This window comes from Chryseobacterium indoltheticum, from assembly GCF_003815915.1.
In the GTDB taxonomy this organism is placed as follows: domain Bacteria; phylum Bacteroidota; class Bacteroidia; order Flavobacteriales; family Weeksellaceae; genus Chryseobacterium; species Chryseobacterium indoltheticum.
The window spans coordinates 3797668-3811849 of record NZ_CP033929.1 but is presented as its reverse complement, the minus strand read 5'-3'; the positions used below and the strand labels follow the sequence as shown (position 1 = coordinate 3811849).

The 14182-nt window shown below is 34.7% G+C and carries 13 protein-coding genes; 7 read left to right on the top strand and 6 right to left on the bottom strand.

Going from position 1 to position 14182, the window contains the following annotated elements:
• Positions 1-17 precede the first annotated feature (17 nt).
• A complete protein-coding gene (gene lnt / locus EG358_RS17610) occupies positions 18-1661 on the bottom strand; it encodes an apolipoprotein N-acyltransferase (RefSeq protein ID WP_076560998.1) in 1644 nt (547 codons plus the stop codon).
• A 52-nt stretch (positions 1662-1713) separates the two neighbouring features.
• Here lnt and EG358_RS17605 point away from each other — a divergent pair, with 52 nt between their 5' ends.
• On the top strand, positions 1714-2142 hold the full coding sequence (locus EG358_RS17605) for a VanZ family protein (RefSeq protein WP_317043426.1): 429 nt from the start codon (positions 1714-1716) through the stop codon (positions 2140-2142).
• A 102-nt stretch (positions 2143-2244) separates the two neighbouring features.
• Here EG358_RS17605 and proC read toward each other — a convergent pair whose 3' ends face one another.
• The 5 genes from proC to EG358_RS17575 all read right to left on the bottom strand — a co-directional run bounded on the left by proC (position 2245) and on the right by EG358_RS17575 (position 6781).
• Positions 2245-3048, bottom strand: a complete 804-nt coding sequence (gene proC / locus EG358_RS17600; protein ID WP_076561000.1) for a pyrroline-5-carboxylate reductase — start codon at positions 3046-3048, stop codon at positions 2245-2247.
• 17 nt (positions 3049-3065) lie between these two features.
• Positions 3066-3635, bottom strand: a complete 570-nt coding sequence (locus EG358_RS17595; RefSeq protein WP_076561001.1) for a hypothetical protein — start codon at positions 3633-3635, stop codon at positions 3066-3068.
• 395 nt (positions 3636-4030) lie between these two features.
• Complete coding sequence (gene murB / locus EG358_RS17585) at positions 4031-5044, bottom strand: UDP-N-acetylmuramate dehydrogenase (protein WP_076561002.1); 1014 nt, start codon at positions 5042-5044, stop codon at positions 4031-4033.
• Between the two features lie 41 nt (positions 5045-5085).
• The gene (locus EG358_RS17580) at positions 5086-5541 is read right to left on the bottom strand and encodes a hypothetical protein (RefSeq protein ID WP_228442352.1); all 456 of its coding nucleotides are present in this window, start codon (positions 5539-5541) and stop codon (positions 5086-5088) included.
• A 34-nt stretch (positions 5542-5575) separates the two neighbouring features.
• Positions 5576-6781 carry a pyridoxal phosphate-dependent aminotransferase gene (locus EG358_RS17575; RefSeq protein ID WP_076561004.1) on the bottom strand — a complete coding sequence of 402 codons (1206 nt, stop codon included), beginning with the start codon at positions 6779-6781 and terminating at the stop codon, positions 5576-5578.
• A 265-nt stretch (positions 6782-7046) separates the two neighbouring features.
• Here EG358_RS17575 and EG358_RS17570 point away from each other — a divergent pair, with 265 nt between their 5' ends.
• From EG358_RS17570 to EG358_RS17545, 6 genes are all read left to right on the top strand, one after another.
• Positions 7047-9635, top strand: a complete 2589-nt coding sequence (locus tag EG358_RS17570; RefSeq protein WP_076561005.1) for a fibronectin type III domain-containing protein — start codon at positions 7047-7049, stop codon at positions 9633-9635.
• Positions 9636-9752: 117 nt separating this feature from the next.
• Positions 9753-10208: a DUF1801 domain-containing protein gene (locus EG358_RS17565; RefSeq protein ID WP_076561006.1), complete on the top strand. Its 456-nt coding sequence runs from the start codon at positions 9753-9755 to the stop codon at positions 10206-10208.
• Entirely contained in the window at positions 10186-10839 is a 654-nt protein-coding gene (locus tag EG358_RS17560) for a YiiX/YebB-like N1pC/P60 family cysteine hydrolase (RefSeq protein WP_228421370.1), read from the top strand. Before EG358_RS17565 ends, EG358_RS17560 begins: the two co-directional genes overlap by 23 nt.
• A 265-nt stretch (positions 10840-11104) precedes the next feature.
• The gene (locus tag EG358_RS17555; protein ID WP_076561007.1) at positions 11105-11410 is read left to right on the top strand and encodes an NIL domain-containing protein; all 306 of its coding nucleotides are present in this window, start codon (positions 11105-11107) and stop codon (positions 11408-11410) included.
• Between the two features lie 263 nt (positions 11411-11673).
• A complete protein-coding gene (locus EG358_RS17550; RefSeq protein WP_076561008.1) occupies positions 11674-12225 on the top strand; it encodes a LemA family protein in 552 nt (183 codons plus the stop codon).
• 3 nt (positions 12226-12228) lie between these two features.
• Positions 12229-14181: a DUF2207 domain-containing protein gene (locus EG358_RS17545; RefSeq protein WP_076561009.1), complete on the top strand. Its 1953-nt coding sequence runs from the start codon at positions 12229-12231 to the stop codon at positions 14179-14181.
• Position 14182: the final 1 nt, after the last annotated feature.

The following is a 14182-nucleotide window of genomic DNA, read 5'->3' as shown; positions in this document are numbered from 1 at the left end:
TTTCAATATTTAAAAGTTTACTTTTTGTTTTCCTTCTTTATTTTATTCTGAAACCTTTTAATCAGAAAATAAAAAAGCAAAAATCCCAACGAAAAAATAGAAAGTCTTGAGAGAAAATCTCCTGCTCTTACATAAAATGTCTCACCTTCATAAAGATTAACTTTAGCAAATAAAGTAGTCTGATCGCCGTAGAAAGTGTCTTCTAAAATTTCACCTTTTGCATTAATATGGGCAGAAATTCCACTGTTTGCAGAACGTACAATTTCTCTTCGGGTTTCGATGGCTCTCATTCTTGCGTAAGAAAGAAGCTGTTTGTGACCTTCTGTTACGCCCCACCAAGAATCATTGGTCATGATTCCGAGGAAATTGGCTCCTTTTTTTACGTAATCAGTTACAAATTCACCATAAATACTTTCATAGCAAATAATCGGTGCGATCTTTCCTTTATTATAAGGGTTTGAAAATGCAACACGCTCTTTATCTGTTCCAAGCGAAGCAACTGTTCCTCCCAGATTGATCATCGCATCGCCTAAAAGAGGTTTTAAAACATTCATGTAAGGGAAAATTTCAACACCCGGAACAAGCTTTCCTTTGTGATAGACTTCAACCTTTTGATTCGGAATAATCTGAACTGCAGAATTATAACTTTCTACCCAAGCTCTGTCATTGATTTGATAGGCATCTTTGGGTAAATTATTTTTATCAAAGAAATATTTGTGAGAAGAAATTCCTGTCGCAAAAACAGAACCTGGATGTTTTGCAAGAAAACCTTTTACGTTATTAAGTAGTTCACTTTTTTCAAAAGCAGTTTCAGAAATAGAGCCTCTCCCGGGAATTGCCGTTTCGGGAGCGATATAATAATCAATCTTTCCTTTGGTATTGTTTTCAGCTAAAGCTAAAAGCTCATTCTGAATGGTGATGCTGTCTTTAGAGTATTTCTCACCATAAGGATCAAGATCCGGCTGCAACATTAAAACGCTGACTTCACCAATCGGTTTTTCATTAAAACTATTGAATTTTATCAACGAAATAATCATCGGAAGACCGATCAAAAGTACCGTTGCAGAAACATTGATGATTAAATCTTTTCTTTTTCTTCCGGCTTCCCAAATTCTGATGGTGTAAAAGATGAGTAAATTAACTAGCAAGATCCAGAAACTTCCGCCAGTTGCGCCCAGAGTATCATACCACTGAATAAGTTTCGGATATTCTGAAAAAGCATTTCCAAGATTCAGCCAAGGCCACGTTAATTCCCAATTGAGATGAAATTTTTCAAAACTCATCCATATTGCTACTAAAAAAGCCATTCCCCAATACGTTCCCTGTGCATTTTTATACCAATGATAACATTGAAAAACCAATGAATATAAAAAAGAATTGACCAAAACCGGAAATACAACGGCCATCATAGAATGACTTCCATCCGGGTTTTTTGATCCGTACAGCCAGCCTGTGGTCACAAGATTCCAAATAACAAAACACAGATAAGAAAGACCGAAAACGACCCAACTTTTTCTGTTGTAATTTGAAAATTTAGAAACGCCATGTTCCATCATCAGAAGCGGAACGAGGGCAAAGAATATAAAAAACGGAACTCCGTAAGTCGGCCACGAAACCGATAGCAACATCGCTGAAATGAGCGTAAGTAAGACGTATTTCATTAATTTAGTTTAACACACAAATTTACTGTTTTTGAAATGAATAACTTTGCAAATGATGTTAAAGAAATTTTATAAATTCATCATTTTACCGTATGCCATTTTTTTGCTCTATCTGATGTTTTTCGGAATGGGAAGATTGCAGTATGAGGATAATATTGTGAGAATTAAGCCGATTGTTTCAACAATTTGGTTTGTTCAGGAAACAATAAGCTGGCTTGATATTATTAGAATTGTCTTGGGAAATGTGGTAATGTTTATTCCTTTTGGTTTCTTAGGCTGGATTTTTCCACAGTTGAAAAATTTAAAAAATCTAGTCATCACTTTTGTTTCTGCCATTGTGATTGTAGAAGCGTTGCAGTATTTTTCAAGATTGGGAGTCTTTGATGTGGATGATGTTATTCTGAATACTTTTGGAGTATTTCTGGGTTGGCAAATTAAAAGAGTCTTGGAAACTAAATTAAGCAAATTTGTAGTTGAATAATTCAACGTCAAGTTTGTCATTCTGCAGGAATCTTAGCTATTTTAAAAATCTTGTATAGATTCCTACGGAATGACAAATTAAATGTATTAATTAGTGAAAAAATTACCCATTCAATTCCTTAGCACGTTTTTCAGCATTTAAAATTCCCTGTTGCAGAATTTCTTTAAAATTATTTTCTTCAAAAGTTTTTAATGCGGCTTCTGTCGTTCCGCCTTTTGAGGCCACATCTTTTATCAGGTCTTCCAGGCTTTTATCAGAATTATTGATCAAATGATAAGCGCCCAACATCGTTTGCTTTACGAACAGTTTAGACAAATTTTCATCAATTCCCATTTGTGTTCCGGCTTTAATCATTGCATCTACGATATAATAAAAATATGCTGGTCCGCTTCCGGAAAGTGCGGTAACTCCGTCTAGTAAATCTTCATTTTCCAAATAAACAGATCTTCCGGTGCTGTTTAGAAGTCTTTCGATATTCATTAACTGATTAAAAGAAATTCCTTCTGCAGAAGTATAGCCGGTAATTCCCATTCCCAAAAGAGTAGGAGAGTTGGGCATTGCTCTTACAACGGATTTGTGATGTAAAGACTTTTGGATTTTTTCAATTTTAATCCCTGCCATAATCGACAATATCATCTGATTTTCGTTTAAAGAAAACTGAAAACTTTCCGCTACTTTTTGAAAATCCTGTGGTTTTACGGCAATGATGATTAAATCGGTATCTAAATTTTTTACCTCTTCAAATACAGAAATTTCAGATTTGGGGAATTCTTCTTTTATTTTCAGAATTTTTGATTGACTTCTGGTGATTAGGTGAAGGTTTTCAGGTTTTATAAGTTCATATTTCAAAAATGATTTTGAAAAAGATAAACCCATATTTCCGGCTCCGATGATGGCGATTTTCATTTGCGATGTTTTTTTATTTATTCTTTTAAATATTTTCTGAATGTCAAAGAATAGAGATCATTGAAAGTGATGAAGTTAATGTTTTTAAATAGAATTCTATCAGGTGTTTTTTCAATTTTTCCCGTAGCGTCGTAATTTTTAATGACGACTGACTTTTCATTTATTTCTAAAATTTCTCCGATTGAAAATATGTTTTTCTTTTTTGTGGAACTTTCGACGATGCAGTGAAAATTTTGCTTTTTTAAAGACTTAAATAAGGACTCAAAATTCTTCAATGAAGTATTGCTGATGATTTTTTGATTGAATTTTATCAAGCCCTCTTCTGAAAATATTTTCTCAGAAGTTTTTTCGAATTTCTTGTGACGAGTGCCTTCAATTCTGTTGTAAGGAATGATTTTAATTCCGTCTAAAGTAAAATTGTGAGACTCCTGAATCATCAGAAAGTTTTCAGAAACATTCAGGATAAAGCCTGATGTAAGTTCTTCCGGACATTCTTCGGAAAAGAAAACTTTTACATAATGAGTTTTATCGATATGATTGTGAATCGTCTGTTTTAATTCTTTATCAGAAGATTTTTTACCAGTCATAGCTATTTTAGAAATATTTGAACTAAAATAAGCTATTCTATTAAAACGAACGAAGAATTGATTTTAAAAAGAGATTAATTTATTCCACAGGAAACTCAGGTCTTCTCATTTTATATTTTGTTCCTGAAAGGGATTCAAGAAAAGAAACTAAAGCTTTTACTTCTTCTTTATTTAGATGTAGAGGTTGCATTAAAGGGGTCTGTATAAAAATTCCATAGATCTGTGCAGCTTCATGGTTGTAAGTGTTCCATTTTCTTTTCTGTCAATAGTGGTTAAACCTTTACCTTTTTCGACAAAATGACGATCTCTTCAAGTTTATCGATAGGTTGAAGCTGAAAGTTTAATGTTTTTAAATAACTGACAAATGTCAGACGAGTGGTATGAAGAGGTTTTGGCTAAAGAATATTCACTTCTCGTTCGAGTTCAATGCCGAATTTTTCTTTTACGGAATCAATAATTAAAGCTGAAAAATCAAAAATTTCTTTTCCGGAAGCATTCCCTGTTGCGTTGATGATGACTAAAGACTGTAATTGATGTGAAGCAACGTTCCCGATTTGTTTTCCTTTCCAGCCACATTGCTCGATAAGCCAGCCTGCAGGAACTTTTACGAAGTTTCCGTTCGGATAACCTTGAATATTTTCAAATTTTAATTTTAAATCTTCAAACTGAGCTAAAGGAATAGTTGGATTTTTAAAAAAACTTCCGGCATTACCAATTTTTTTCGGATCTGGAAGTTTGCTTTGTCTAATGTTGATCACAGCTTTTGAAACATCCTGAATTGTTGGATTTATGATGCCTAAATTTTCCAGTTCAGATTTTATGGCGCCATATTCTGTTTTAATGCTGTGGTTTTGAGTGGTCAATTTAAAACTAACTTCCAAAATCACATATTGGTTTTTTCCTTCCTGCTTAAAAATGGAATCTCTGTACCCGAATCTGCATTTTTCCAGATCAAAAGTTTCAACTTCTAATGTTTGTAAATTCAAAACTTTACAACTCACAAAATGATCTTTTATTTCGGTTCCGTAAGCACCGATATTCTGCATTGGTGAAGTTCCCACATTTCCAGGAATCAGAGAAAGATTTTCGAGTCCGCCATAGTTTTTACCCAAGCAATACATGACGAATTCATGCCAGTTTTCTCCGGCTTTCGCAGTTACTAAAACTTCGTTTTTATTTAAAAATTCTTCAGAAATTCCTTTTAAATTTAACTGTATCGCTAAACCGTCAAAATCTTTTGTGAAAAGAATATTGCTTCCACCACCCAAGAATAGGAGAGGGAGCGTTTGAGTGTTTGAGTGTTTTAGAGTTTCGATTAATTCTTCTACAGTATTTACTTCAACAAAATATTTTGCTTTTGCTTCTACTCCAAAAGTATTGAAAGGTTTTAGTGAAAAATTTTCCTGCATTGGATTTAGTAAATGTTTAGAATTAATTTAAAAATGAAAATTTATTGATATTCCTGAGGAATAATCTTTAAAAGCTCTTGCTTGAAACGGGCAAACTGGTTGTAATGGATGTCGTTTTGCGAATTGACGTACACATGTGATTTCTTACTGGTTTTGATTTGAAAACTCTCATCAATTCCATCAATTGGCTGAATGCTTGATGAGCTTTTGATGCTGTCTAAATTCTTGATTTTAAAAGATGACGTAAGGTTTTTCCATGTTTCCGGATTTATTGCCGAATGCCATTGCCTGTGTGTTTTTTCTGAAGTTTTCCCTGTTTCAAGATGAATGGAATCTTTGGTGACTTTGATGACCTTATAATAACCGAGCTCGCCCCCAATCTCTGAGAAACCGATGAAAGTGATCGCTTCGCTTTTAGAATTCGAATTTTTATCAGCAATTTTATCGCTGCACGAAAAAAAAATCAGCAGTAAAAACATTGAAACGAAAATTTTCAAATCACTTATTTTTACTGCCGACATATTTGTATTATTAAAGATTGAACTCTAATTTATATTTTTCAAGTGCATTTTTTAAGATCTCCGCACTTTTTCTTAAATCTTCTTCTTTCAAAACGTAAGCAATTCTTACTTGTTTTTTTCCTAATTCAGGATCGCTGTAAAAACCTCCTGCAGGGGCAACCATAATGGTTTCGTTATTTAGGGTGTATTTTTCAAGAAGCCATTGTGCGAATTTTTCAGTATCGTCTACCGGAAGTTCGGCAACGCAATAAAATGCTCCTTTTGGTTTTGGGCAAATAACTCCCGGAATTGCATTTAGTAAATCAACCAAAACATTTCTTCTGTGAGTATATTCTTCTCTTACAGCTCTGATGTATGCGCCGTCATTTTGATGAGCGGCAGTTGCAGCGATCTGTCCCAAAAGTACCGGACTTAATCTTGCCTGTGCAAAAAGCATTGCAGCATCGTGGATCTTTTTTGAACGGGTAATTAAACATCCGATTCTTACGCCACACATTGAGTAACGCTTAGATTCAGAATCGATGATGATACAGTTTTCGCTTAGTTCAGGAAAAGCAAGCATTGAAACTTGTTGTTTTCCGTCATACACATATTCTCTGTAAACCTCGTCAGAAATGACAACAATGTCATATTTTAAAGCAATTTCAGCTAATTTCTGAAGTTCTTCACGGGTGTAAAGATATCCTGTAGGATTTCCAGGGTTGCAGATAACGATTGCTCTTGTTTTAGCCGTGATTTTCTTCTCGAATTCTTCAATCGGAGGAAGTGCAAAACCAGTGTCAATAGAAGAAGGAATGGCAACTACATTTACATTGAATGTGCTTGTAAATCCGTTATAATTTGCATAATAAGGTTCAGGGATAATCACTTCGTCACCATCATCACAAAGAGTAGAAATGGCGAAATTTAAAGCTTCAGATCCACCATTGGTAACGATAAAATTATCAGGAGTAAGATCTGTAAAATCTAAAGAGTGGTAATATTCTGTCAATGCTTTTCTGTATTCAATATTTCCTTCTGAAAGAGCATATTCCAAAACTTTTAAATCAATGTTTTTTAAAGCATTCAAAGCGGTTTCAGGAGTTTCTATATCCGGTTGCCCGATGTTCAGGTGATATACTTTTGTACCTCTTTGTTTGGCCTGTAAGGCAAAAGGAACCAGTTTTCTTACCGGCGAAGGCGGCATCTGTTGTGCTCTGTTTGAAATGTTTGGCATTGTCTAAAATTTGTATGCACAAAAATAACAAAATATTTCGGCTCATGGGAAAATATCTTAAATGATATTAATAGTATTATGCTCTGAATAGGAATTGCATTTTTAGTGTTAATAATTCAAAAATGATATAGTTAGAAATTGTGTAATTGTTTTAGGATTGATTATAATTTGTTAATATTCAAAATTTATTAAAAATAATTTAAAATTAGAATTGTGGATTTGAATTTAATTCATAGTTTTACGGCGAACTAAATAAAAAATAATTATGAAAAAACATCAACCAGCTCTTTTGCTGGGTGTGCTGGGACTTCTGACCAGTTCGCTTGCATTAGCACAAAATTATCAGACAATGCCGATACAGTCAGGTTTTAACGAAGACGTTATAGCTAATGGAATTGGTACGGCATTAAGCTCTACATCAGCAATTTTAGATGGAGATTCTTATGTTTTTGTAGCTAAAAACTTTCAGGCTACAGCAACCAGCCCAGCAATTACTTACGGAGTTCCTATTGATGGAATTATCAATTCTGCTGTTATTTCAACTCCTGGTTTAAGTTATCAGCTAGGGAATCTTAGTACGGTAAATTCGCTAAAATTATCTAACACAAATCTTACAGGAACCATGGTGTTTACTACACCAAAAGCTGCTACGAAACTGTATATGCTGTCAACAAGTGGAAGCGCTGCTTCTACGCTTACAGTGACTGTAAACTTTACTGATGCTACCAGCCAGCAAATAACAGGTATTGCAGTTCCTGATTGGTACAACGGATCTGGTTTTGCGGTTCAAGGTTTAGGAAGAATTAATAGAGCAACTGACGGATTGGATGCAGCAGGTGGTACCAACCCAAGAATGTATCAAGCTGCATTAGATATTGATGTAGCAAACCAGGCAAAGCCAATTCAAAGTGTAACAATCACAAAGACTTCTACTTCTAATGGATTTCCTAATGTTTTTGCTTTCTCGGCGGATGCTTATTCAACTTGTGCGCCTCCTGTATTGCAAGCTGCAACAAATATAACGGCAAATGGCGTAACCCTTAACTGGACTGCTTCATCAAGCTCGCAAGCTACTACTTACGGGGTTTACTACAGTGTAAGTTCTACGGCTCCAACTTCTTCCACTGCGCCGATTTTAAATAATGTTTCTGGAGTTACCACCCCTGTCGGAGGTTTAATGTCGAACACGACATATTATTATTGGGTAAGAACAAATTGTGGAGGTACAACAGCTCAAAGTGTTTGGTCTTTTGCAGGAACTTTTAAAACGGCTTGTGGACCGATGACCTCTTTATCTGAAAATTTCGATTCTTATGCTACAGGTACGACGCTCCCGGATTGCTGGGTTAGAAATTTTGTTAATGGAACCATGTCAATAAGTTCTTCTACACCGGCATCAGGAACAAGAAATATTTATCAAACAAATACTTCTACTCAAACACCGAGTACAGTTGTCTTACCAGAATTCAGCAACATTAATGCTGGTACTCATTGGTTAAGATTAAAAGCAAGGGTGAGTGCTGCAACCGGTACATTGAATGTTGGATATGTTACGAATCCTACAGACCCAAGTACTTTTGTGTTGCTTCAGGCCTTAAGCATTGCCAATACAAACTATACAAGTACTAATCCTCAATATACGGTGATTGTTCCTTCTTCTGTTCCTGCAAATGCAAGATTGGCGGTACGAAACACCGCAGACGGAAAAGGATATTACTGGGATGACGTTATTTGGGAACCGGTTCCTTCATGTTTACCTCCTACAGCTGTCACTCCTTCTGCTATTACTGCTAATACTGCTACGGTTTCATGGGCTGCACCTTCTTCTGTTCCGGCAAGTGGATATGAAGTATATTACAGTACAACAAATACGGCTCCTACTTTCACAACTGTTTTAAATGCTACAAACTCTGCAACCTCTGCTACGACCTCCGCACTATTGAACGGATTGTCTGCAGTGACTACTTATTATGTTTGGGTAAGATCAAAATGTTCAGCCACTGATGTAAGTGAATGGTCATTTAGTTCAACATTTACCACAGAATGTGCTACGGTAACTGCTCCTTTCAGTCAAACATTTGATAATGGAGCTCTTCCAAACTGTTGGCAGAATCTAAATCCTACAACTACTGGAACATACGCTTTTTGGAGATTTTCTGGAAGCCCAGGTTATGGTGTAAGTACATCATTTAATGGAAGGACGGCTGGGACATATGCTTGGGTAGATGCCAGTTCACCTTATGATGGAGTGCATAATGTTCAATTAGTTACTCCTTTTATAGATTTAACGGGATTAACGCAGCCTTATATTTCTTTTGAATGGTATAAAAATCACTCATCATCCAGTTCAACTATAATACCATCAACTTTTGCTGATAATAAACTTATTGTGGAAGTGAATAATGGAAATGGTTGGGTGTCTGTATTTAATGATAGCTCAAATTCTGGACAATGGAGAACAGTAGAAATTCCTTTGCCTTCTTCTTATATAGGAACGACTATTCAGGTTAGATTTACTGTGGACAAGGATACGGCTGGTAATGCATACTTTTATGATGATTTGCTGTTAGATAATATTGAAGTAAAACAAAATCCTAATTTATCAACTTCAGAAGTTGCTTCAGCTAAAAAAGATGTTAAAGTTTATCCTAATCCATTCAGGGATATCATTAATATTTCTGAGTTAAAGGATATTAAGACAATCAGAGTTACTGATGTAGCGGGAAGAACTCTTAAAACTATAGAAAATCCTACGAAGGAAATCAGTTTAGGCTCATTAAATTCAGGACTTTATTTGATTACAATGTATTTCAAAGACGGTTCTCAAAATACGGTGAAAGCCACTAAAAAGTAAATTATTTTTGAATTATTTTTTTTAGCAGCCTTGCATTTATGTAAGGCTGTTTTTATTTTCAGAAAGATTTCAATTTAATTAAAGCCTTTTATTTTAAATTTGTTAAAAATTGAAACAATGCAAATTCCATCAATATCAGTAGAAGATTATATCTCACAAATTCCGGAAGAAAGACAGGAGGTTTTCAAAAAAATGTTTGATACAGTCAACGATAATTTACCTCAAGGTTTTAAGCAAGGGGTAAGTTATGGAATGATCGGCTGGAATGTTCCTTTAGAAACTTTTCCGGCAGGTTATCATTGTACGCCGGGATCGCCACTGCCTTTTATGAGTGTGGCTTCACAGAAAAGTTTTATCGCTTTGTATCATATGGGGATGTATGCAAAACCCGAACTTTTAGATTGGTTTGTGGCAGAGTTTCCAAAGCATTCAAAAAGAAAACTGGATATGGGAAAATCTTGTATCCGTTTCAAAAAAATGGATGAAATTCCTTTTGAATTAATTGCCGAACTGAGTAAAAAAATGACTGTAGATGAATGGATCAATATTTATGAAAACAATCTTAAAAAATAGATTCCGAATAAACTTGCTTTTCTTCTTTTCAATTCTTTTTTTCGTTTTAAGTTGTAAAAATTCTCAGACTTTAGGCTTGAAAAACGGAGATTTACTGTTTGTGACGGCAAAAGAAAGCGGTTTGTCGGGTGCGATCAATAATGTAACGCAAAAGCAGAAAAATGCTTCGTTTGATCATATCGGAATTTTACAAAAAGATAAAACAGGTGTCTTTGTTCTTCACGCAGCACCAAAAGGTGGTTCTCAAAAACAAAATTTGAATGAATTTCTAAAAGATCAGGTCAATGACGGACAAAAAGTGGTTGTTTATAGGTTAAAACCTCAGTTTCAGAAAAATATTCCTGATGCAATTGAGAAAGCAAATTCTATGGTGGGCAAACCTTACAATTTCAATTATATTTTAGACGATAATTCTTATTATTGTTCAGATTACATCGAAAGAGCATTTAGAAAAGATAAGATCTTTACATTAGAACCGATGACTTTCATTGATCCCAAAACCGGGAAAACAAATATGTTTTGGGAAGAATTTTATGCTAAAAAAAATCTTAAAGTTCCGGAAGGAGAACTGGGTTGCAATCCAAATGGTCTGGCGGGTTCAGACAAAATCGAAAGGATAAAAGAATTATAATAAAAATTTATTTTTGCCACGAATACACGAATTTAATTTGGAAATAATTTAAAATTCGTGCATTCGTGGCTTTTTTATAATCATTTGAGTGTTGTAAAAATGGGAGAAACTGGAGGGCTTCTCTTTTTTTGTGCTAAATTTTAAAATTATTACCCTACTAATTTGGTAGACTAATATTTTTTTATACTTTTGTGAAAGAATTAATGAGAAAATATTTAAAAATATGTAATTCAGAAAGTATTATTTAATCAAAAATGTTTTAGTTATGATTACAACCAATTTGCAGGCTTTGCCAAAAAATGTAAACCTTATCAAGAAAGAATTGATCCTTGAAGTAGAACTGAATGGAAAAATGAAATTCGATCATCTTTTAAATGCTATTTATCAGCAGATGGGAATTTGTTACAAAGTATTAAGCGCAAATGTGGAGTATATGAACGGAAACAATTTTGGCTCATTTCAATTATATATCAATGCAACAGATGAAGAATCTCAGGAACTTGAATTTTTCCTGAATAACAATAAACTCTTGAATACCACTGTCGAATATACCTGCAGAAAGTATTCATAAAGCTGTACGTCCATATAGTTTGAGGAGCGTTCAATTTATTGAGCGCTTTTTTTATTTTTTTAATCTAATTATGTTAAGATTATTCTGGATTACCGTCTGTTCGAGTAAAATTCTGCAAGAATTTGTACTGAGAAATTTTGTTATCAACTTCTCGATAAGATTTTCCAAAATCTACTCGAAGTAACGGAATTAATATTCATTATAGATTTTATTCAATTCTCAGAGAAAAAGATTATTTTTAATCTAAATTAAATTACAAAATTATGATTGCACTTATTGTTATTGGTGTGTTAGTTCTTGCAGTACTTTACGGAGTATCCATTTACAATCGCCTTGTAAAACTTAGAAATCTCGTTCAGGAAGCTTGGAGCAGTATTGACGTAATGCTTAAAAAACGTCACGATTTGATTCCCAATTTGGTTGAAACGGTAAAAGGCTACGCTACTCACGAACGTGAAACATTAGAAAATGTAACAAGAGCTAGAAATTTAGCAGTAGGCGCAGATTCTGTAGAAGGAAAAGAAATTGCTGAGAAAAACCTGAACCAGGCAATGGTGAATTTATTTGCAGTTGCAGAGCAATATCCCGATCTGAAGGCCAATGCAAACTTCCAGCAACTACAGGCTGAGTTGAGTTCAATCGAAAACGATATAGAAAAATCCAGAAGATATTACAACGGAACGGTAAGAGAAAACAATACTTTGGTAGAATCTTTCCCCAGCAATATTGTCGCCAATATGTACAAATTTGAGAAGTCTAAATTCTTTGAGCTTGATAATATTGCCGAAAGAGAAGTTCCTAATGTAAAATTTTAAGGAATGAAAAAGATTGTAGCATTTCTTTTTCTCCTTTTCTTTTCTCTGGGTTTCGCACAGGATGCTGACGGAACTGTAGCTGTTGGTGAAGAACAAAGCGGTTTGCTGAGCGGTTCTGAAAAGATTTTATCCTTTCATGCAGATATTGATGTAGATAAAAATTCTGGACTCAGTATTACCGAGAAAATAAAAGTTCACAGCCTCGGTGAAAATATCAAAAGGGGGATTTTCCGATCGCTGCCTTTGGTAAGAAATCTGAACGACAGAACTCAAAAAGTGAAATACAATATCGTTTCGGTAAAGAAAGATGGTGTTGATGAAGATTTTCACGAAGAAATTGAAGACGGTTATCTTAAAGTGTATGTCGGAAATAAGGATGTCATCTTATCTCCGGGAGATTATAATTACGAAATAAAATATACTACCGAAAAACAAATTGGTTTTTTTGAAAAGTATGATGAATTATACTGGAATGTGAATGGCAACGACTGGAATTTTCCCGTTGACAGTATTTCGGCAAGAGTAAATCTTCCGCAAGGAGCAGGAATCTTACAAAACTCTTGTTATAAAGGTGGCTACGGAAGTACTTCTCAGGATTGTATGGCTAAAGTTCTTTCTGAGCATTCAATCGAATGGAGTGCGAAAGATTTGGGATCTGGTGAAGGTTTAACAATTGCAGTTGGCTTTAAAAAAGGAATTATGGTTCCGCCGCCACCGCCCACTTTTCTTGAGAAATTTGGAATTCTGATTGGCGGAATTATCATCTTTTTAGGATTGCTGTTGTATTATTATTCAACATGGAAAAAATACGGTGTTGATCCTGAAATGCCTACTGTTTATCCACAATTCAATTCGCCCGAAGATTTGTCACCGGCTTCTTTAGGCTTTATAAACAGTGAAAGTTTTAAGAATAAATATCTGACTGCTGCTTTGGTTAATTTAGCCATAAAAGGATATGTTCAGATTGTTGAAGATGAAGATCCCGGAATTTTTGGTTTGTTTAAATCGAAACAGTTTACAGTAAAAAAGCTGAAAAATCCAGATCAAGATTTAGCAAAAGAGGAAATTAATTTGATGAACAATTTGTTTTCAAACCTTTCAGATAGCATCAAATTCGACGGAAAATATGATTCTAAAATCGAACAGGCTGTTAGAAGTTTTCAATCAACGCTTAAATTTCAGCATGATACATTGTTAAATGCGGGGAATAATTCTAAAAAGCTCATTTTACCAATTTTAGTCATTTTGGGAGTTTACTTTCTCGGACTTTTTGTGAGTTTTACCATTTTCCCGGAATTTGAAAAAGTATTTTTAGGAATTTTTATTCTTGCTATTTTAACGGTGGCTTTTGTGATTGCGATCGTTTTATTCAAATTCTATCCTGGTTTGTTTAAAATCTTCCTGATTTTCCCTGTCATCGCATTGGTGCTTTTGGGAGTTCTTCTTTATAAAGGAAGCGATTTTACGATTGACAATAATTTTAATGTATGTTATATTTTTATTGTCTTGAGTTTTATGTCTCTCGTGATTTATCAGTTTTTAATTAAACGACCTTCAGAAGAAAAACTTAGAAAAAAATCTTTGATTGATGGCTTTAAAATGTACATGGGAGCCGCTGAAAATCAACAAATCAAATTTCACAATCCACCGGAAATGACGCCACAATCTTTTGAGAAATTGTTGCCTTTTGCGATGGTTTTGGGTGTGGATGATATCTGGGGTAAGAAATTTGACGATTTGCTCAAAAAAATGTCTTACGAATATCAAAGCAATTGGTATGTTGGCTCATCCATGAATCATTTTGCGATGGCAAGTGTGCTCAATTCAAGTTTAACACAATCAATACAATCTTCAGCGACACAACCTTCAAGTTCGGGAAGCAGTTCTGGTTCCGGTTCAGGCGGCGGCGGATTTTCCGGCGGCGGTGGCGGTGGCGGTGGCGGCGGTGGTTGGTAAA